Source organism: Rhodanobacter sp. AS-Z3 (assembly GCF_029224025.1).
Classification (GTDB): Bacteria; Pseudomonadota; Gammaproteobacteria; order Xanthomonadales; family Rhodanobacteraceae; genus Rhodanobacter.
Genome location: NZ_CP119392.1, coordinates 508,010 through 527,904 on the forward strand (window position 1 = coordinate 508,010; position 19,895 = coordinate 527,904).

Genomic DNA, 19,895 nt, shown 5'->3' on the forward strand with positions numbered 1-19,895 from the left:
AACTGAAGCGCCGGAGTTTCCATCAGGAGCTCCGGCGTTCCTGTTTGTGGGCTGATCGCGCATGAACATCGAGCAATTACGCATCGCGGGGCTGCGTTGCTTCGAGGAAGTGGCCATTGAATTGGACCCTGGCATGAACCTCTTCACCGGAGCCAACGGCGCCGGCAAGACCAGTGTGCTGGAGGCCGTGTTCCTGTTGTCTCACGGACGTTCCTTTCGTAGCGGTGCCAAAGATGCGCTTGCGCGCCGAGGGTGCTCCGCGCTTTCCGTGTTTGCAGAGTTGCGGCGCGGGGATGGGCGCAGTGTGCGTTCGGGCTTGGGCCGAAGCGGGTCGCGATGGGAAGCACGGATTGACGGAGCGACGGTACCGCTCGGTCAACTGGTGCAGGAATGTGCGGTGGTTTGTTTTGACCCAGGGTCGCATGCTCTGATTTCGGGTGGCGCAGAGGAACGCCGGCGTTACCTCGATTGGGGTGTGTTCCACGTGGAACAGGATTTCCTCACCTGTTGGCGTCGGTATCAACGAGCATTGAAGCAACGCAACAGTTTGCTGCGCACAACCCCGGTAACCGCAGACGCCCTATATGCGCCCTGGGAGGTAGAGTTGGCGCAGACTGCCCAGCAAATTGACAACCTGCGGGAAGCCTACCTCGGGCTGCTGCGACCGCTGCTCGTGCAGAGCACAAGCGCCTTGTTGGGCGAGTTGGGCGGCATGGAGCTGCGTTATCGACGCGGCTGGATGGACCACGTCGACTTGGCGGACCAGCTTCGCGAGCAACGAGCCAGAGACGTCGGCAGAGGGCACACGACCGCTGGTGCGCATCGTGCAGACTGGACTCTCGCTTTCGAATGCGCGCCTCTGCGTGAGCACCTTTCCCGCGGCCAGGGGAAGTTGGCCGCGCTCGCCTGCATGCTGGCGCAGGCCCAGCTATATGCTGCGCATCATGGCGAGTGGCCAATCGTCTGCCTCGATGATCTGGCTTCGGAACTGGATCAAGCTCATCAGCGCTCAGTAATCGCGCAACTGACGGAAGCCAAGGCACAGATTTTGTTGACCGGGACAGAATCGCCGCTCGCGATGGAGGGCATCCCTGCGCGTATGTTCCACGTGGAACAAGGGCAACTGTCCCGCCTGCTATAATCGAAGGGTTACATCACTCACAGATTGCATAACCCTGTCCAACCCATCACGGTGCCGTGTCGGGCGGGTAACTGGCGCCAGGAAACGGTCGACGCATGAACGAATCCATCAACGAATCGCATTACGACTCAAGCAACATCAAGGTCCTCAAGGGCCTGGAAGCGGTGCGCAAGCGCCCGGGCATGTATATCGGCGACACCGATGACGGCACCGGCCTGCATCACATGGTGTTCGAGGTAGTCGACAACGCGATCGACGAAGCCTTGGCGGGCTATTGCGACAAGGTTGTGGTCACCATTCTCGACGACGGCTCGGTCAGCGTCAGCGACAACGGTCGCGGTATTCCGGTTGATATCCACCCGGAGGAAGGCCGTTCCACCGCCGAGGTGGTCATGACCGTGCTGCATGCAGGCGGCAAGTTCGACGCGAATTCGTACAAGGTTTCTGGTGGTCTGCACGGCGTAGGCGTGTCGGTGGTGAACGCGTTGAGCGACCACTTGTGGCTTACCATCCAGCGTGATGGTCATGAATACCTGCAGGAATACTCACTGGGCGAACCGCTGTATCCGTTGAAGCAAATGGGCCCGTCGTCGAAGCGCGGTACCATGGTGCGCTTCCTGCCCAGCCCGGCCACGTTCACCAGCAACATCGATTTTCATTACGAAATTCTGGCCAAGCGACTGCGTGAACTGGCCTTCCTGAACTCTGGCGTCACCATCGATTTGAAGGATGAACGCGGAGAAGGGCGCCAGGACACGTTTGCCTACGAGGGCGGCATCCGCTCATTTGTGCAATACCTGGCCCAGGTGAAGACCCCACTGCATCCGAACGTGATCAGTCTGATCTCCGAGCAGGACGGGATCGTGGTGGACCTGGCCCTGCAGTGGACCGACTCCTACCAGGAGACAATGTTCTGCTTCACCAACAATATCCCGCAACGTGATGGCGGCACCCATCTCACGGGTTTCCGCGCCGCGTTGACCCGTTCGCTGCAGAACTACATCGAGAAGGAAGGCCTGGCCAAGCACGCCAAGGTTGCTCCCACGGGCGACGACATGCGCGAAGGCATGATTGCCGTGCTGTCGGTGAAGGTGCCTGATCCGAAGTTCTCTTCGCAGACCAAGGACAAGCTGGTTTCGTCCGAAGTGAAAACGGCAGTGGAGCAGGCGGTCAACGAGAAGCTCAGCGAATTCCTGCTCGAGCATCCCACCGAAGCCAAGGCGATTGCGTCCAAGGTCGTCGACGCCGCGCGTGCGCGAGAGGCTGCGCGCAAGGCGCGCGAGATGACCCGCCGCAAGGGCGCGCTGGATATCGCCGGCCTGCCAGGCAAGCTGGCCGACTGCCAGGAAAAGGACCCGGCGTTGTGCGAACTGTTTCTGGTCGAGGGTGACTCCGCTGGCGGCTCGGCCAAGCAAGGCCGCAACCGCAAGACGCAGGCGGTGTTGCCGTTGAAGGGCAAGATCCTCAACGTCGAGAAGGCGCGCTTCGACAAGATGCTGTCCTCGGCCGAGGTGGGCACCTTGATCACGGCATTGGGCACGGGCATCGGCAAGGACGACTACAACCCGGACAAGTTGCGTTATCACCGCATCATTCTGATGACCGACGCAGACGTCGACGGCTCGCACATCCGCACCCTGTTGCTGACCTTCTTCTACCGTCAGATGCCGGAACTGATTGAACGCGGCCACATCTATATCGGTTTGCCGCCGCTGTACAAAGTGAAGCAGGGCAAGCAAGAGCTGTACATCAAGGACGACACCGCACTCAACGACTATCTGATTTCCAGTGCAGTCGACAACGCCTCGCTGACCTACAGCCCGGATGCACCGCCGATTACCGGCGAGGCATTGGAGAAGCTGCTGCGCGGCTATCAGCATGCGCTGGATCAGATCGCCAAGCTGGCACATCGTTTCGATGGTGCCGTATTCAACGCCTTGCTCGAACATCCCCCGATCAACGCGGAACTGTGGGCCGACGAAGCCGTCATGAAGGTCTGGCTGGATGGTGCGGCCGGTCGGTTGGCTGCCAGTGGTCTGGGCAAGCCGCACTACCGCATGGCATTGCGTCCGGCGCAGGGTGAGCAGACGGCGGCGATCGAAGTGGTCAAGGAACAACACGGTCTCAGCCATACCTGGCTGCTCCCGCAAGCGTTTTTCGGCAGCAACGAATATCGTCCGATTCTGGCAATGAGCCAGCAGATCGCCGGCATGATCCAGCCCGAGGCGGTGGCGCGTCGCGGCAACGCATCGCGTGGCGTGCTCAGCTTTCTGGAAGCACGCAACTGGCTGCTCGATGAGGCCAAGAAAGGCCGCAGCATTCAGCGCTTCAAAGGCCTCGGTGAAATGAATCCGGAGCAGTTGTGGGATACCACGGTCAACCCGGAAACCCGCCGCATGTTGCAGGTGGGTATTGAAGACGCGGTCGCGGCAGACCAGATGTTCTCGATGCTGATGGGCGAAGCGGTGGAGCCACGCCGCGACTTTATCGAGGCCAACGCCTTGAAAGTAGCCAACCTGGATATCTGACCATTCGCGTGAGTACGCAAGCTTCAAGGCTAAGTGACTGATTTCCAAGAGCCTTTAATGCGGCACCGCAACTTGTTATTGCGTGCCGTGTAGAGGTACTCTCCGTGATTCCCCCGCGTCATTCGTTGCCGACGCGCACACAGATCGAGGACCACCATGAAGCATGTCCGTGTATTGACCATGCTGGCGAGCGCGGCGTTGCTGTTCTGCGTTGCCAGCAGCCCGGCACTCGCCCGCAAGCACGATGACGCTCCGAAGAAGGAAGCGCTGTATCCGAACGCCACGCGTGTCGAGCCGAAGCTCGACCTCACCAGCGAACGCGACCAGAAGAGCCTCAACGAAGGTCTTGATGCGGTAAACGCCGGTGACAAGGCGAAGGCGCAGGAAGTCCTGCAGCCAATCATCGACAAGAGCAAGAGCAAGTACGCTCAGGCGCTTGCGCTGCAAGGCTTGGCCAGCGTTGCTTACAACGATGGCGACATCAAGGGAGCGATCAGCCTGCTGCAGCGCTCGCTGGCCGCTGGCGTGATGCCAAACGAAACCTTCTTCCAGCTCGAGTACATGTTGGCCCAGTTCCAGTTGGCTGATGAGCAGTACCAGGCATCGCTTGACACCATTGCGAAATGGCGCGCGGAGGGCAAGCGGGAAACCGCAGACTCCTATGCACTCGAGGGCAATGCTTACTATCGCCTCGCCAAATATCCCGAAGCGATCGCCGCCATTACCAAGGCCAAATCGCTGACCACCAAGGCCGAGCCCACCTGGGATCAGATCCTGATGGCCAGTTACGCTGAATCTGGCCAGGACGAAAAGGCCGCCGAGCTCGCCACCAGCCAGTACTCCGCCAATCCGGACGATCCCAGCGCACTGAACAACGCAGTCGCCGTCCTGATGCAGGCGCACAAGTATCCAGAAGCCATTGCGATGATGGAAAAGGCTCGCGCCGCCGGCCACCTGACCAAGGACACTCATTACATCAACCTGGCCAAGCTCTACCTGATCACTGGTCAGGAAAGCGCTGATCCAGGCCCGAATGCCCAAAAGGCTACCGCGGTGCTCGAGGAAGGTATCAGCAAGGGCGTTCTGCAGCCGTCCGCCGACACTTATGTGTTGTTGGGCCAGGCCGCCGAGATTGGCAACAATATCGACAAGGCCATAGGTTATTACAACAAGGCCCAGCCGCTCGCGACCGACGGTGAGCCGGCGCTGCGTGCCGCGCGGCTGATGCTCAGCGAGAGCAAGTATCAGCAGGCAAAGACGCTGGCGCAGACGGCACTTTCCAAGGGCGTCAAGCAGAAGGGTACGGCGTACATGGTGCTGGCCGAATCCGAGCGCGCGATGAAGAACAAACCGGCCGCCATTGCAGCGATGAAAAAAGCCGCAGAGGATCCGGAAACTGCAGCGAAAGCCAAAGCCTGGTTGAAAAAGACTGGCGCTGGCTGAGTTTGGAAAAAAACATGGTGGGCTGCAGGTTGAATGCTTCCATATCACCCTGACAGCGCTATACAAAAGTCATGTGCTGTTGTAACGTTGAAACCTTCCCCTGCGTCTCCCCAGTGGCACAATTCCTCGGTTCCGTCCAGGCATCAGGCGGTATCGAGGCAAGCCCTGCGGCAACGTTGTCTTCCGATTGATCAGCTCCAGACTAGTGACAGATGGCCTCAAGTAACGAAGAAAATGGGCGCGAGCCGTTTAGTTGGAAGCGCACCTGGGCATTGGCTGTAGCCGTCGGGCTGCATGCGTTTGCGTTCCTGTTGATCGTCGCGCCGATGGCGCCGCCGCATCAAAATCACAAGGAAAAAGAACGCATCGTCCAGGTGAACTTCATCGAGCCGCCGCCGCCGCCACCGCCACCGCCGCCGCCGCCGCCGGAGCCGCCGAAGCAGCCACCGCCGAAGATCATTCAGCAGATCAAGCCGCCACCGACGCCGCCACCACCGACGCCACCACCACCGGTGGAAGAAGTCTCGGCAAATGCGACCCCGGCAGCACCGCCAGCACCGCCAGCACCACCGGCACCGCCAGCGGATATCACGGCAAGCTCGGACCTCAGCTACAACAGTCGTCTGCAGCCGAAATATCCACCGCAGGCAGTTCGTCAGCGGCATGAGGGTACGGTGATCCTGATGATCCTGGTGGGCGTGGATGGTTCGCCAAAGGACATCAAGGTCGACAAGTCCAGCGGTTACCATGAACTTGACCGTGCGGCGATGGATGCAGCACGTCGTTGGCGCTTCAATCCAACGATTCGAAATGGACAAAGAGTTGAGGGGTACGCTCGCGTTCCTGTCAACTTCAATCTCAATCAGCTGTAACCGGTTCACCCCGGTTTACAGTTACAGTTCACGCTTGACTTCCCTAGGGTAGCGTTATGTTCCTACAGACTCCTGCAACGACCGATGCCGCACAGGCCATGGGTGGCAATACCAACGCCGAAGCCATGAAACAGATGGGCTTTGACAACCTGATTCAGAACTTCGACTGGCTCGGTTGGGTGGTCTTCGTGACCCTCGTCGCGATGTCGTTCCTGTCTTGGTACTTCATCATCGCCAACGGCATTCGCAACGCGACCGTGCGGTCCCGCGCCGACAAGGTTATCGACGGTTTCTGGGGTAACGGTTCCACCCAGGACGCAATCCGCGAACTCGAAGCGCAGCCGCGCAGCGAGCCGTTCTCGAAGATCGCACTGGACGCTGCTTCCGCGGTTGCCCACCACCAGCAGGCCACCGCGGCTGCCGGTACCACCGGTCGTCTGGCCGAATCGCTGAGCCGTTCGGAATTTATCGATCGCGCCCTGCGTCAGGCTGTGGCTCGCGAGAGCCTGCGTCTGGAAGGCGGCATGACCCTGCTCGCCACGGTCGGCTCTGCCGCACCGTTCGTCGGTCTGCTCGGTACGGTGTGGGGTATTTACCACGCACTGATCCGCATCGCTGCTTCGGGCAATGCCTCGATGAACGCGGTGGCCGGTCCGGTCGGTGAAGCTCTGATCATGACCGCGTTTGGTCTGTTCGCGGCTATCCCGGCACTGTTTGCGTACAACTTCTTCAGTCGCTCGAACCGCCTGACTTACGCCCGTTTCGACGAATTCGCGCACGACCTGCACGACTTCTTCGCAACCGGTTCGCGCGTCGAAAGCTCGAAGTGAGGGATTGACTCATGTCGATGAGCGTAGGAGGCAATTCCGGCGGCCCGATGTCGGAAATCAATGTCACGCCGCTGGTTGACGTGATGTTGGTACTGCTGATCATCTTCATGATCACGGCACCCTTGATGTCCCACTCGATCACGATTGACCTGCCCACAGCCAATCCGAAAACCAAAGATCCAGAGATGGTGGTTGCACCGCTGGATCTGGCGGTCAAGCAGGATGGCAGCATGTACTTCAATGACCATCAGGTCACCGAGGCCGAGCTGCGGGCGCAACTGGCGGTGAACGCTCAGAAGTCGCCACAGCCGGAACTGCAGCTCCGCGTGGACAAGGGCACGGAGTTCAAGATCGTGAAGAAAATCATCGGTGATGCGAAGGATTCGGGCATGGTCCATGTCGGCTTCATGACTACCGACGCGCCGAAGGGGTGATCTGAGATGTCTTTCACTACCAATACCAGTGGTCCGATGTCGGAAATCAACGTCACGCCGCTGGTCGACGTGATGCTGGTTCTGCTGATCATTTTCATGATCACGGCCCCCGTGCTGGCGCACAAGATCCAGGTCGACCTGCCGCAGCCAAATCCGAACCAGACTCCGCCCACGAACCCGCTGGATCCGATCCATCTGAAGATCGACCAATCCGGCGCGTTGTACTGGAACGACACTCCGGTAGACGAACTGGGGCTCAAGGCTCAGCTGGCCGTTATCGCCCAGCAGACCAATCAGCCGGAAATCCAGATCGCCGCGGCGGATGGCGTGGCTTACCAGCACGTTGCCGTGGTGCTGGCTGACGCAAAAAGCTACAACTTGGTCAAGATCGGTTTTACCGAGAACTTCTGACCTGATAACGCCTCGGCAGCCATGACGCAAACGAAAACCCCCGCCTTGCGCGGGGGTTTTCGTTTGCGAAGTGTTGCCAACCTCGCAACGCTCAGCGCAGGATCTGCAGATAGTTGCGCACGGTAGTCGACAAGCCTTCGTATAGTGCTTCACCGATCAAAGCGTGTCCGATCGATACCTCCGCCAGTCCGGGAATCACCGCACGAAAAGTGCCAAGATTCGCCTGACTCAAATCATGACCGGCATTTACCGCCAATCCCGCCTGCTGCGCCCGACGAGCAGTGTCCACGCAGGCAGCCAACTCTGCCGCGGGTTCTGCATTGGCAAAAGCTTCTGCATAAGGCCCGGTATAGATCTCGATGCGCTGCACACCGATGGCTGTAGCCAACTCAAAGTCCTTGCAGCCGGCATCGACGAACAAGCTGACGCGGCAACCCAACTCGCATAATTCTGCCACCAAGGGCCGCAGCCGTTCGATGTCCTGACGCAAATCGAAGCCATGATCCGACGTGATCTGTCCGTCACCATCCGGTACGAGAGTTACCTGAGTCGGACGTACCCCACGAGCCAGTTCGATCAGTCCTGGATAGTCGCCGCGTGCCGCTGCGAACGGGTTACCCTCGATGTTGAATTCCACTCGACCACGCAGCATCGACGCCAAAGCACGCACATCGTGTGGACGAACATGTCGCTGGTCAGGACGCGGGTGAACGGTAATGCCGCCCGCGCCAGCTTCGATGCAGGTTTGTGCAGCACGACAGATGTCAGGTTCGTCACCACCGCGCGAATTGCGCAGTACGGCGATCTTGTTGAGGTTGACGCTGAGCAGGGTCATGGTGAGCCGAAAGTTGCGGAAGACAAAAGAGGCATTACATGCCGGTCAGAGGATACCTGCAACTCAACAGGGACAGTGCGCCAATCAGCCCTGGCTGAAAAGCCTACCCACGCGGATGCGCCTCGGCCCGCCACGCCAGGCCAGCGCGGCAACCAGCTCGGGTCCCAGCGCAAGCTGCTGCAGTTGCCAGGCGCTGGCGTCGTCATCCAGAAGATAGTCGAGTTCCAGCTGACCGGCCTCACCGCGGGTCACCGAGAAGCGATCCAGTCCGAACGCAATACCTCGGCCCAACGCTTTCACCACCGCCTCCTTGGCCGTCCATAACTCAAGAAAAGCCATGGTCTGTTCGGACTCCGTCAGTGCGGCCAGCGATGCTGCCTCGTGCGGACTGAAGAACCGCTGTGCCAGCGCCAGTGCGCGCGGTCGCGGCCGTACTCGTTCAAGATCGATGCCAGGCGAGAGCCGTCGAGCGACAGCGATCAGTGCCTGGTTGCCGCTGTGTGACCAGTTGAAGCCGAGCGACTGGTCGTGGTTCGCGGCAAGCGCTGGTCGACCGTGCTCGCCGTTGGTCAGTTCCACCCTCTCTTCCGAACTGCCGAGATAGCTGGCCAGAACCGAGCACAGCGGCAAGCGTCCGAGCGATGGCTGGTACTCAAGCAACCACACGTGAATCTCGTCATCACGCAGGGTGTCTGCTACGTTGGCAAGCGCAAGTTCGGATGTGGCAATCATCCGTGCATGGTGCCGGCCGCGTCGTTGGCATACAAGCACGCAACCGTCGGGATACGCGGGCGATGCAGGCCTGCCGGGGAGAACAGGGCTTGATCCAGGGTTGGCTGTTGCTGCTGGTCTCGTTGCTGTACGTCGGCCTGTTGTTTGTCGTGGCCTACGCCGGCGACCGTCGGCCGTTGTATCCGCGCCAGCCGCGCCTGCGTCCGATCGTCTACAGCCTCGCGCTGGCGGTGTACTGCTCATCGTGGACGCTCTATGGCGCGGTGGGCACGGCGGCGCGCGACGGCCTGGCCTACCTGCCCATCTATCTGGGTCCGATTCTGTTGTTCGTCTTCGGCTTCGGGCTGCTGCGCCGGTTGGTGCGTGTAGTCAGGCAGCGCAACATCACTTCAATCGCCGACTTCATCGGTGCGCGCTTCGGCAAATCCCATGGACTCGCTGCCCTGGTGGCGGTGATCGCGGTCATTGCGGTGGTGCCGTATATCGCCCTGCAGTTCAAGGCCGTGGCGATGTCCTATGGCGTGCTTGGTGGCACGGCAATGGGTGCGGTGAAGGCCGGTGGCATCGATAGCGCGATGTGGTGCGCGGCCTTGCTGGCGCTGTTTGCGATTCTGTTTGGCACGCGCAGTATCGACGCCACCGAACATCACCATGGCTTGATGCTGGCGATTGCGCTGGAGTCGCTGATCAAGCTATTCGTATTTGTCGCGCTCGCAGGTTATGCGCTATGGCGCGGTCCGGGTCTCGCCGTTACCGCGCAGCTGCCGGTGACCCAGTTGAGCCATGGTCTCTCGCCCGGATTTATTGGTCATACGTTGTTGGCTTTTCTTGCGATGTTCTGCCTTCCGCGCCAATTCCAGATCGGCATGGTGGAGTGCGAGGACGCGGGCGATCTTTCGCGCGCGCGCTGGATGGTGCCGTTGTATCTGGTCATTGTCAGCATCGCGGTGCTGCCGATTGTGGCCGCAGGCGCGCATATGCCATTGGTGAGAGATGGCGCAGCCGATGCGTGGGTACTGACGTTGCCGATGGCGTATGGCGATCGAACCATCGCTTTGCTCGCTTTTCTCGGTGGCTTCTCGGCAGCGACCGGCATGGTCATCGTCGCGGCCGTGGCGCTGTCCACGATGATCAGCAACGATCTGGTGATGCCTGCCCTGTTGCGCATCCGTCGCTTCCGACTGGAACAGCGCAGCGATCTTTCGCAGCTGGTGCTTGGCGTGCGCCGGGTGGCGATCATCCTGCTGGCCGTCATGGCCTATGCGTACTATCGGGTCGCCGCCAACGCCGAAAACCTGGCTGCCACCGGTCTGCTTGCGTTCGCCGCGGTGGCGCAATTTGCGCCGGCACTGATCGCGGCCATCTATTGGCGCGGCGCCAGTCGGCGCGGTGTGATGATCGGCCTCGCGGCGGGTGCCACGGTATGGTTCTACACCTTGTTGCTGCCGGCGCTGATCCACTCGGATGGCTGGCTGCAGTACGGGCCGTTCGGCTGGGACTGGTTGCGCCCGCAGGCACTGTTCCATCTCGGCGGTTGGGAACCGGTGATGCACGGTGCGTTCTGGTCGCTGTTGATCAACGTGGCTTGCCTGGTTTTCTTCTCGCTGCGTTACCGGCCAAGCCTCGAAGAACGCCTGCACGCGGCAATGTTCATCGAGCCTGATCCTTCCAGCCGCGGCGGCGCCGGCGACTGGCGCGGTCGCGTGGTGGTGGCTGACTTGCGCACGATTGCGGAGCGCATCGTCGGCGAACGCAGCAGCACGCGAGCGTTCGAGGAATATGCGCATCGCAACGGCAAGTTGCTGTCGCCGACGGCTGCTGCCGATCGCGCCCTGATCCAGTACACCGAACGTCTGCTGGCCGCAGCGGTGGGTGCGGCCAACGCACGTCGCATCCTGATCAGCGCGTTGTCAGGTCGTGGGCTGGACCTTGCCGAGTCGATGGCGTTGCTGGACGAAGCCTCGCAGGAGTTGCGCTTCAATCGCGACTTGTTGTCGACCACGCTGGAGAACGTCTCACAAGGCATCAGCGTGGTCGATGCGAACATGCATCTGGTCGCGTGGAATCGGCGCTATCTGGAACTGTTCGACTACCCGGAGGGCCTGGTGCATGTCGGCGTGCCAGTCGCCGAGCTGATCCGCCGGAATGCCGAACTGGGTGAATGTGGCCCGGGCGAAGTGGACGGCCATGTGGTCAGGCGTATCGAGCACATGCGCGCCGGATCATCGCATCTATTCCAGCGCATCCGTCCGGACGGCACGGTGATCGAGATGCGCGGCCGCGCACTGCCGGGTGGAGGCTACGTCACCACGTATACTGACGTGACTGCCTACAAGAACGCCGAACTGGCGTTGCGCGAAGCCAATGAAACGCTCGAACTCCGGGTGGAGCAGCGCACTGCCGAACTATCCGAGGCCTTGGTTGCCACCGCGCAGGCGCGGCGCGCGGCGGAGGCAGCAAATATCTCCAAGACACGCTTCGTCGCTGCTGCCAGCCATGACTTGCTGCAGCCGTTGAATGCCGCACGTTTGTTCACCTCGGCGTTGCGCCAGCATCCCGGGTTGGACGCCGACGCTGGCCAGTTGGCCGAGCGCATTGATGCGTCCTTCCGCGCCGCCGAAGATCTGATCGATGCGTTGCTTGATACCTCGCGCCTGGACACTGGCAGCTATCGCCCCGAGGTAGTGGGCTTTGCGCTGGCTGAGTTGTTCGACTCGCTGACCGCGCAATTCGGCGTGGTGGCGGAACAACGGGGTCTGCGCCTGCGAGTGGTTCCGACGCGGCTGGCGGTGCGCAGTGACCCGCAATTGTTGCGGCGGATTCTGCAGAACTTTCTATCAAACGCACTGCGCTATACCCACCACGGCGGCGTGCTGCTGGGCGCGCGCCGGGTCGGTGACGAGGTGCGCATTGAAGTGTGGGATTCGGGCCCTGGCATTGCCGCCGAGCAGCGAGCGTGTATCTTCGATGAGTTCCAGCGGTTGGAGCAGCCCTCGCCGTGGGGTGAGAAAGGCCTCGGGCTGGGCTTGTCGATCTGCGACCGGCTGGCCGGCATTCTCGGTCATCGTCTCGATCTGCAATCGCGCGTGCATCACGGCAGCTGCTTTGCGGTCACCGTATTGCGCAACGAAGCGGTACCGGCACGCGACGGCAGGCCGGCACGCAACGGTCCCGACTCACCGTTACCGCTCACCGTGTTGTGCCTGGACAACGATGCATCGATTCTCGAAGGCATGCGCGCGCTGCTTGGACGCTGGGGCGTCGACTGCCGTACGGTGTTGGACGTGGCACAGGCTCGAGTGGAATTGGCGCGAGGTGCGATCGATCTGATCCTTGTCGACTACCATCTGGCCGATGATGTTGATGGATTGCAGGCGCTGCAGCAGCTGCGCGAGGAGCTCGGCGAGCTGCCACCGGTTGCGATCATTACCGCCGATGGCAGCAGCGAACTGAAGCAACGCGCGCGTGCGCTCGGCTACCCGGTACTGCAAAAGCCGGTGAAGCCAGCGGCCCTGCGTGCCTTGCTGGCGGCGCCGCTGCGCGGCCAGCAAAGCCAACCCGATTAGTGCCAGCCGACCCGTTCAGCGTGGCAGGCGGGAGTCGCCCATCAGATATTCGTCCACCGCACGTGCGCATTGCCGGCCCTCGCGGATAGCCCACACCACCAGCGATTGTCCGCGGCGCATGTCACCGGCGGCAAACACCTTGTCGACGCTGGTGCGGTAATCCGCTGTGTCGGCCTTGGCGTTGCCACGTGCGTCCTTGTCCACACCAAACGCATCAAGCACGTGCTGTAGAGGGGAAACGAAGCCCATCGCCAGCAGCACCAGCGTGGCGGGAATCTCGAACTCGCTATCGGCGACTTCGGTCATCTTGCCGCCAGTCCATTCCAGCCGCACGCAGGTAAGACTGCGCACGTTCCCGTCGCCGTCGTCATTGAAACTTTTGGTGGCCACCGACCAATCGCGCTGGCAACCTTCTTCGTGTGAGCTGGACGTGCGCAGGCGAATCGGCCAGTACGGCCACACCATCGGCTTGTTCTCCTGTGCCGGCGGCTGCGGCAGCAATTCGAACTGGGTTACCGACGCCGCGCCGTGGCGATTGGAGGTGCCCACACAATCGGAGCCGGTATCGCCGCCGCCAATCACCACCACGTTCTTAGCGGTGGCGAGGAGCTGCCGGTCGAGTCGATCACCGGCCACTACCTTGTTTTGCTGTGGCAGGAAGTCCATGGCGAAATGGACGCCTTTCAGTTCGCGTCCCGGTACCGGCAGATCGCGCGGCGCTTCAGCACCGCCGGCGATTACCACCGCGTCGAAGTCCTGCTGCAACTGCTCCGGCGTGATCGTCTCGACCTTGCCATACGCCGAAGCGGCGTTCGCATCGCCCACAAACACACTGGTGCGAAACTGCACGCCCTCGCCACGCAATTGTTCGACGCGGCGATCGATCAGCATCTTGTCCAGCTTGAAATCCGGGATGCCGTAGCGCAACAGTCCCCCGATGCGGTCATTCTTTTCGAACACGGTTACCGCATGTCCTGCGCGCGCCAGTTGCTGCGCGGCAGCCAGACCGGCCGGCCCGGAGCCCACGATCGCCACCGTCTTGCCGGTCGCCTGCGCGGGCGGCTGCGGCGTGACCCAGCCTTCTTCCCAGCCCTTGTCGATGATCTTGTGCTCGATCGACTTGATGCCCACCGCATCGCTGTTGATGTTCAGCGTGCACGCCGATTCGCAGGGCGCGGGACAAATGCGTCCGGTGAACTCGGGGAAGTTGTTGGTCGACTGCAACACATCGAGCGCACGCTTCCAGTCCTGCTGGTACACCAGTTCGTTGAAGTCCGGAATGATGTTGTTGACCGGACAGCCGTTGTGGCAAAACGGAATGCCGCAATCCATGCAACGCGCCGCCTGCGTCACCGCGTCGGCATCGCTGAGCTGACGAGTGAATTCGCGGTAGTGCTTCTTGCGCTGGGTTGGCGCCTCGCTGGTTTCGCTGAGGCGTGGATAGTCGAGAAAGCCGGTGATCTTGCCCATCTGTTTTCTCCTGGCCTCAGGCCGTCGCCTTCTCGGTGGATGCCGGCACGCTGTCGCGGCCCGCTTCGCTCAATGCACGCCGATATTCATGCGGCATCACTTTCACGAAGCGCGCGCGCGCACTCTGCCAGTCGTGCAGGATGTCCTTGGCGCGGAAGCTGCCGGTGTAGCGGAAGTGCGCTTCGATCAGCTGACGCAGGATCGCCTCGTCGGTGGCAGGCGCGCCGCCACGTGTGATCGCATGCCATTGCTGCGGCGGAACGCGTACCTGCTGTTCCATCGTGGACAGCACCGGTTCCAGCGCCACCATGTCGAGGTTGCATTTGCGCTCGAAGCTGCCGTGCGGGTCGTAAACATAGGCCACGCCGCCGGACATGCCGGCGGCGAAGTTGCGGCCGGTTTCGCCCAGCACCACGACGGTGCCGCCTGTCATGTATTCACAACCGTGATCGCCGACACCTTCGACGACGGCGCTGGCACCCGAGTTGCGCACGGCGAAGCGCTCGCCGGCTACGCCGTTGAAGTGCGCCTCGCCTTCCGTCGCGCCGTACAGCACGGTGTTGCCCGCGATGATGTGTTCCGGACCGAAGCCGTGGAAGTCATTCGGCGAGCGCACGATGATGCGACCGCCAGACAGCCCTTTGCCGACGTAATCGTTGCCTTCGCCGACCAGGTCCAGCGTGATGCCGCGCGCCAGGAACGCGCCGAAGCTCTGTCCGGCCACGCCGTCGAGCAGTATGTGGATGGTGTCGTCGGGCAGGCCTGCATGGCCGTAACGTCGCGCCACCTCGCCCGACAACATGGTGCCGACGGTGCGGTTCACATTGCGCACGTTGAGCATGAAGCTGGTCTTCTCGCCCTGCTCCAGCGCGGCGCGGGCCTTGTCGATCAGTACATGATCGAGCGCTTTGCCGCCTTTTTGCAGGCCGTGATCCTGTGACTCCACATGGCGTCGGGCAACCTCGGCGGGCACGTCAGGGCGATGGAACACGCGTGAGAAATCCAGCCCGCGGGCCTTCCAGTGCGCGACGCCCTGGCGCATGTCGAGCAGGTCGGCGCGGCCGACCAGATCATCGAACTTGCGGATACCCAGCTGCGCCATGATCTGGCGTGCTTCCTCGGCGACGAAGAAGAAGAAATTCACCACGTGTTCGGGCTTGCCGGCAAACTTCTTGCGCAGCACCGGGTCCTGCGTGGCAACGCCAACGGGACAGGTGTTGAGGTGGCACTTGCGCATCATGATGCAGCCCTCCACCACCAGTGGCGCGGTAGCGAAGCCGAATTCGTCGGCACCGAGCAGCGCGCCAATCACCACGTCGCGGCCGGTCTTCATCTGGCCGTCTGCCTGCACGCGGATGCGTCCGCGCAGACGGTTCAGCACCAAGGTCTGTTGCGTCTCGGCCAGGCCGAGTTCCCACGGCGTGCCGGCGTGTTTGATCGACGACCAAGGTGAAGCGCCGGTGCCGCCGTCATGGCCGGCGATCACCACGTGGTCAGCCTTGGATTTGGCCACGCCTGCGGCAACCGTGCCCACACCGATTTCGGATACCAGCTTCACCGAGATCGAAGCCTGCGGATTGCAGTTCTTCAGGTCGTGGATGAGCTGGGCCAGATCCTCGATCGAATAGATGTCGTGATGCGGCGGTGGCGAAATCAGCCCCACACCGGGCACCGAAAAGCGAAGCCGGGCGATGTACTCGGACACCTTGTGACCCGGCAGCTGGCCGCCTTCACCCGGCTTGGCGCCTTGCGAAACCTTGATCTGGATTTGATCGGCCGAGACCAGATAGGCCGCCGTCACACCAAAGCGGCCGGACGCCACCTGCTTGATGCGCGAACGCAACGAGTCGCCGGCTTCCAGCGGAATGTCGCTCTCGATGTTCTCCGCACCGATCACGCTGGCCAGGGTGTCGCCGGGCTTGATCGCGATACCGCGCAGTTCGTTGCGATAGCGTGCTTCGTCCTCACCGCCCTCGCCGGTGTTCGATTTGCCGCCAATGCGGTTCATCGCCACCGCCAACGTGGCATGCGCTTCGGTGGAGATCGAACCGAGCGACATCGCGCCGGTGGCAAAGCGCTTGACGATCTCCTTGGCCGGCTCGACTTCCTCGATTGGAATGGCAGCGGACGCGTCGAGGCGGAACTCGAACAGGCCACGCAGCGTCATGTGACGGCGGGTCTGGTCGTTGATCAACTGCGCGTATTCCTTGTACGTGCCGCTGTTGTTGGCGCGCGTCGCATGCTGCAGCTTGGCGATCGTGTCCGGCGTCCACATGTGTTCCTCACCACGCGTGCGCCATGCGTATTCCCCGCCCACGTCGAGCGCATCGGCCAGCACCGGGTCATCGCTGTAGGCCGCCTGATGTTGACGCAAGGCTTCCTCGGCCACTTCGAACAGCCCGATGCCCTCGATATTCGAGGTGGTGCCGGTGAAGTAGCCATCCACCAGTTCGCGGCTGAGGCCTACCGCCTCGAAGATCTGTGCACCGGTGTAGGACATGTAGGTGGAGATGCCCATCTTGGACATCACTTTCTGCAAGCCTTTGTCGATCGCCTTGATGTAGTTGTGGATCGCCTTGTCGGCACTGATGCCGCCCGGGCTGGCGGCAAACTGCTGTGCCAGCACTTCCATCGCCAGATACGGATGGATCGCCTCGGCGCCGTAACCGGCCAGCAGGGCAAAGTGATGTACTTCGCGCGCCGAGCCGGTTTCCACCACCAGGCCGGTGCTGGTGCGCAGGCCGCGGTTGACCAGATGCAGATGGACGGCTGAAGTGGCGAGCAGTGCGGGAATCGCCACGCGCTCACGATCCGCATGGCGATCGGAAACGATCAGAATGTTGTGACCCTGACGGATCGCGTCCACCGCTTGCGCGCACAGCGAGGCCAGCCGTGCCTCGATGCCTTGCTTGCCCCACGCGGCGGGGTAGGTGATGTCCAGCTCGAAGCTGCGGAACTTGCCTTTGGAGTAGCGACCGATCTTGCGGATCTTCGCCATCTCGGCGAAATCCAGGATCGGCTGCTGCACTTCCAGTCGCAGCGGCGGGTTGATGTTGTTGATGTCGAGCAGGTTCGGCTTGGGTCCGATGAAAGACACCAGCGACATCACCAGTTGCTCGCGGATCGGATCAATCGACGGGTTGGTGACCTGCGCAAACAACTGGCGGAAATAGTTGTACAGCGGCTTGTCGCGATCGGACAGCACCGCCAGTGGCGAGTCGTTGCCCATCGCACCGATGGCCTCCTGGCCGTCGAGTGCCATCGGCAGCAGCTGGAATTTCAGGTCTTCCTGGGTGTAACCGAACGCCTGCTGGCGATCGAGCAGATCATCACCGAGACGCGCTTCGGCGCGCGGCTCCGGCAGCGCGTCCAGCTTGATCCGGATGTGTTCAATCCACTGCTTGTACGGCTTGGCGTTGGCGAGCTGGTCCTTCAACTCCTTGTCGTCGATGATGCGGCCCGCTTCCATGTCGATCAGCAACATCTTGCCCGGCTGCAGTCGCCACTTCTTGACGATGCGTGATTCGGCCACCGGCAGCACGCCTGCCTCGGACGCGAGTATCACCAGATCGTCATCGGTGATAATGAAACGCGCGGGGCGCAGGCCGTTGCGGTCGAGCGTGGCGCCGACCTGCCGTCCATCGGTGAAGGTAATCGCGGCAGGACCGTCCCACGGCTCCATCATCGCCGCGTGGTATTCGTAGAACGCGCGATGGTTGTCGTCCATCAAGGTATGACGTTCCCACGCCTCGGGAATCATCATCATCATCGCGTGCGACAGCGAGTAGCCGGCCATCGTCAGCAGTTCGAGACAGTTGTCGAACGAGGCGGTGTCGGACTGGCCGGGATAGATCAGCGGCCACAACTTGCCGAGGTCATCACCGAGTACCGGCGAGGAGATCGCACCGGTACGCGCATTGATCCAGTTGACGTTGCCCTTGACCGTGTTGATCTCGCCGTTGTGCGCGATCATCCGGTAAGGGTGGGCCAGTTCCCAGGCCGGGAAGGTGTTGGTGGAGAAGCGCTGATGCACCATCGCCAGCGCCGACACGGTGCGCGGGTCGGCGAGGTCGAGGTAGTACTGACCGACCTGGCCGGCCAGCAGCAGGCCCTTGTAGACCACGGTGCGCGTGGACATCGACGGCACGAAATATTCCTTGCCGTACTTCAGGCCGAGCGCGCGGATTGCATGACTGGAGGTCTTGCGGATTACGTACAGCTTGCGCTCCAGCGCGTCCGGCACCATCACGTCGGCGCCGCGCCCGATGAAGATCTGCCGGATCACCGGCTCGCGACCACGCACGGTGGGCGACATCGGCATGTTGGCGTCGACGCGCACATCGCGCCAGCCCAGCACCAGTTGGCCTTCGGCCTTCACCGCGCGTTCGAGTTCCTGCTGACACGCCAGCCGCGATGCCTGCTCGCGCGGCAGGAACACCATGCCGACGCCGTATTCCCCCGGCGACGGCAACACGATGTCCTGCGCGGCCATTTCCTCGCGGTAGAACTGGTCGGGAATCTGGATCAGGATGCCGGCGCCATCGCCCATCAACGCATCGGCGCCGACCGCGCCGCGATGATCAAGGTTGCGCAAAATCAGCAGACCCTGCTCGATGATCGCATGGCTTTTCCGACCCTTGATGTGGGCGACAAAGCCCACGCCACAGGCGTCATGTTCGTTGCGTGGGTCGTAAAGACCCTGAGCCTGCGGCTGATCCATTGACACCCCTCCACGAGCATGGTTTGCTATCGACTATAGTGCGATGCAACAAAAGCGCAAGGGATATTTGCGCAATTGGACGTCTATAGGGATGGACGGCCAATTGGTATGGTCGTTGAATTGCTGCAGATGGATGGAAGTTCGGCTTCGTGTGCTGCAACGGCGGGCCGTTGGGCCGTGTCGGGCAGGTCAGTTCTCGGTCGACGGCAGCACTGGTATGGCTTCCTGATCCACGGCCAGCTGGCTGGCCGCAAGCGCGACCTGGGTGCGGTTGTTGACTCCGAGCTTGCGCATGATCGCAGTCATGTGTGCCTTGATGGTCGCCTCGGAAACGCTCAGTTCCCACGCGATCTGCTTGTTCAGCAGGCCCTCGGCGATCATCGTCATCACGCGAAATTGTTGTTGGGTGAGCGTGGCGATCCGGGCGGCAGCGGCGGCTTCGTCCGGCTTCAGCGCATCGGAGCCGCCGAGTAGCGTTTGCGGCAGCCAGACATCACCGTCGAGCACGCTGTGGATCGCCGCCACGATGTCCTCGCCTGCGGTGGATTTGGGCACATACGCTGAAGCGCCATGTGCCAGTGCCCGCCGAGCCACCTGGGCTTCCTCATGGCCGGACACCACCATGATCGGCAGGCCCGGATAGTGTCCGCGAATATGGACCAGCGCCGAATAGCCCCGGGCGCCGGGCATGTGCAGATCGAGCAGCAGCAGTTCGGCCTCGGGGAATTGTTCGATCAAGGCGAGCAGTGCATGCACGCTGTCCGCACCGTGCACGCGTGCCTGCGGCACCGCTGTCAGCACGGCGCGTGTCAGCGCGTCGCGGAACAGTGGGTGGTCATCGGCGATCAGGATGTCGGGCATGGCGATCCGGCGCGGAGAGTGGGGAACGGGGAACGTGTAACAAAAGCGATGC

13 protein-coding genes are annotated in these 19,895 nt (G+C 61.8%); 8 read left to right on the top strand and 5 right to left on the bottom strand.

Features of this window, described 5'->3' with window-relative positions; translation table 11 throughout:
- Positions 1 to 61: 61 nt before the first annotated feature.
- From recF to PY254_RS02230, 7 genes are all read left to right on the top strand, one after another.
- The gene (gene recF / locus PY254_RS02200) at positions 62 to 1,141 is read left to right on the top strand and encodes a DNA replication/repair protein RecF (RefSeq protein WP_281013854.1); all 1,080 of its coding nucleotides are present in this window, start codon (positions 62 to 64) and stop codon (positions 1,139 to 1,141) included.
- A gap of 95 nt (positions 1,142 to 1,236) precedes the next feature.
- Positions 1,237 to 3,669 (top strand): DNA topoisomerase (ATP-hydrolyzing) subunit B, encoded by a 2,433-nt coding sequence (gene gyrB, locus PY254_RS02205; protein ID WP_281013855.1) that lies wholly within the window; start codon positions 1,237 to 1,239, stop codon positions 3,667 to 3,669.
- 156 nt (positions 3,670 to 3,825) lie between these two features.
- Positions 3,826 to 5,112: a tetratricopeptide repeat protein gene (locus PY254_RS02210; RefSeq protein WP_281013856.1), complete on the top strand. Its 1,287-nt coding sequence runs from the start codon at positions 3,826 to 3,828 to the stop codon at positions 5,110 to 5,112.
- 212 nt (positions 5,113 to 5,324) lie between these two features.
- Positions 5,325 to 5,984, top strand: a complete 660-nt coding sequence (locus PY254_RS02215; protein WP_281013857.1) for an energy transducer TonB — start codon at positions 5,325 to 5,327, stop codon at positions 5,982 to 5,984.
- 56 nt (positions 5,985 to 6,040) lie between these two features.
- On the top strand, positions 6,041 to 6,814 hold the full coding sequence (locus tag PY254_RS02220; protein ID WP_281013858.1) for a MotA/TolQ/ExbB proton channel family protein: 774 nt from the start codon (positions 6,041 to 6,043) through the stop codon (positions 6,812 to 6,814).
- Between the two features lie 11 nt (positions 6,815 to 6,825).
- Positions 6,826 to 7,248 carry an ExbD/TolR family protein gene (locus PY254_RS02225; protein WP_281013859.1) on the top strand — a complete coding sequence of 141 codons (423 nt, stop codon included), beginning with the start codon at positions 6,826 to 6,828 and terminating at the stop codon, positions 7,246 to 7,248.
- Positions 7,249 to 7,254: 6 nt separating this feature from the next.
- Positions 7,255 to 7,659 (top strand): ExbD/TolR family protein, encoded by a 405-nt coding sequence (locus tag PY254_RS02230; RefSeq protein WP_281013860.1) that lies wholly within the window; start codon positions 7,255 to 7,257, stop codon positions 7,657 to 7,659.
- A 91-nt stretch (positions 7,660 to 7,750) separates the two neighbouring features.
- On the opposite strand, the gene PY254_RS02235 is transcribed toward PY254_RS02230, so the two are convergent.
- A complete protein-coding gene (locus tag PY254_RS02235; RefSeq protein ID WP_281013861.1) occupies positions 7,751 to 8,494 on the bottom strand; it encodes a pyridoxine 5'-phosphate synthase in 744 nt (247 codons plus the stop codon).
- 84 nt (positions 8,495 to 8,578) lie between these two features.
- On the bottom strand, positions 8,579 to 9,226 hold the full coding sequence (locus PY254_RS02240; RefSeq protein WP_281013862.1) for a 4'-phosphopantetheinyl transferase family protein: 648 nt from the start codon (positions 9,224 to 9,226) through the stop codon (positions 8,579 to 8,581).
- 89 nt (positions 9,227 to 9,315) lie between these two features.
- Here PY254_RS02240 and PY254_RS02245 point away from each other — a divergent pair, with 89 nt between their 5' ends.
- A complete protein-coding gene (locus PY254_RS02245) occupies positions 9,316 to 12,792 on the top strand; it encodes a hybrid sensor histidine kinase/response regulator (protein ID WP_281013863.1) in 3,477 nt (1,158 codons plus the stop codon).
- A 15-nt stretch (positions 12,793 to 12,807) separates the two neighbouring features.
- On the opposite strand, the gene PY254_RS02250 is transcribed toward PY254_RS02245, so the two are convergent.
- From PY254_RS02250 to PY254_RS02260, 3 genes are all read right to left on the bottom strand, one after another.
- On the bottom strand, positions 12,808 to 14,262 hold the full coding sequence (locus PY254_RS02250) for a glutamate synthase subunit beta (RefSeq protein ID WP_281013864.1): 1,455 nt from the start codon (positions 14,260 to 14,262) through the stop codon (positions 12,808 to 12,810).
- A gap of 16 nt (positions 14,263 to 14,278) precedes the next feature.
- On the bottom strand, positions 14,279 to 18,982 hold the full coding sequence (locus PY254_RS02255; protein WP_281013865.1) for a glutamate synthase-related protein: 4,704 nt from the start codon (positions 18,980 to 18,982) through the stop codon (positions 14,279 to 14,281).
- A gap of 189 nt (positions 18,983 to 19,171) precedes the next feature.
- Positions 19,172 to 19,843 (bottom strand): response regulator transcription factor, encoded by a 672-nt coding sequence (locus tag PY254_RS02260; RefSeq protein ID WP_281013867.1) that lies wholly within the window; start codon positions 19,841 to 19,843, stop codon positions 19,172 to 19,174.
- Positions 19,844 to 19,895: the final 52 nt, after the last annotated feature.

Excerpts from the sequence above, each read along its gene's own strand:
- recF (WP_281013854.1), top strand. The coding sequence starts at position 62 with ATGAACATCGAGCAATTACGCATCGCGGGGCTGCGTTGCTTCGAGGAA.
- gyrB (WP_281013855.1), top strand. The coding sequence starts at position 1,237 with ATGAACGAATCCATCAACGAATCGCATTACGACTCAAGCAACATCAAG.
- PY254_RS02210 (WP_281013856.1), top strand. The coding sequence starts at position 3,826 with ATGAAGCATGTCCGTGTATTGACCATGCTGGCGAGCGCGGCGTTGCTG.
- PY254_RS02215 (WP_281013857.1), top strand. The coding sequence starts at position 5,325 with ATGGCCTCAAGTAACGAAGAAAATGGGCGCGAGCCGTTTAGTTGGAAG.
- PY254_RS02220 (WP_281013858.1), top strand. The coding sequence starts at position 6,041 with ATGTTCCTACAGACTCCTGCAACGACCGATGCCGCACAGGCCATGGGT.
- PY254_RS02225 (WP_281013859.1), top strand. The coding sequence starts at position 6,826 with ATGTCGATGAGCGTAGGAGGCAATTCCGGCGGCCCGATGTCGGAAATC.
- PY254_RS02230 (WP_281013860.1), top strand. The coding sequence starts at position 7,255 with ATGTCTTTCACTACCAATACCAGTGGTCCGATGTCGGAAATCAACGTC.
- PY254_RS02235 (WP_281013861.1), bottom strand. The coding sequence starts at position 8,494 with ATGACCCTGCTCAGCGTCAACCTCAACAAGATCGCCGTACTGCGCAAT.
- PY254_RS02240 (WP_281013862.1), bottom strand. The coding sequence starts at position 9,226 with ATGATTGCCACATCCGAACTTGCGCTTGCCAACGTAGCAGACACCCTG.
- PY254_RS02250 (WP_281013864.1), bottom strand. The coding sequence starts at position 14,262 with ATGGGCAAGATCACCGGCTTTCTCGACTATCCACGCCTCAGCGAAACC.
- PY254_RS02255 (WP_281013865.1), bottom strand. The coding sequence starts at position 18,982 with ATGGATCAGCCGCAGGCTCAGGGTCTTTACGACCCACGCAACGAACAT.
- PY254_RS02260 (WP_281013867.1), bottom strand. The coding sequence starts at position 19,843 with ATGCCCGACATCCTGATCGCCGATGACCACCCACTGTTCCGCGACGCG.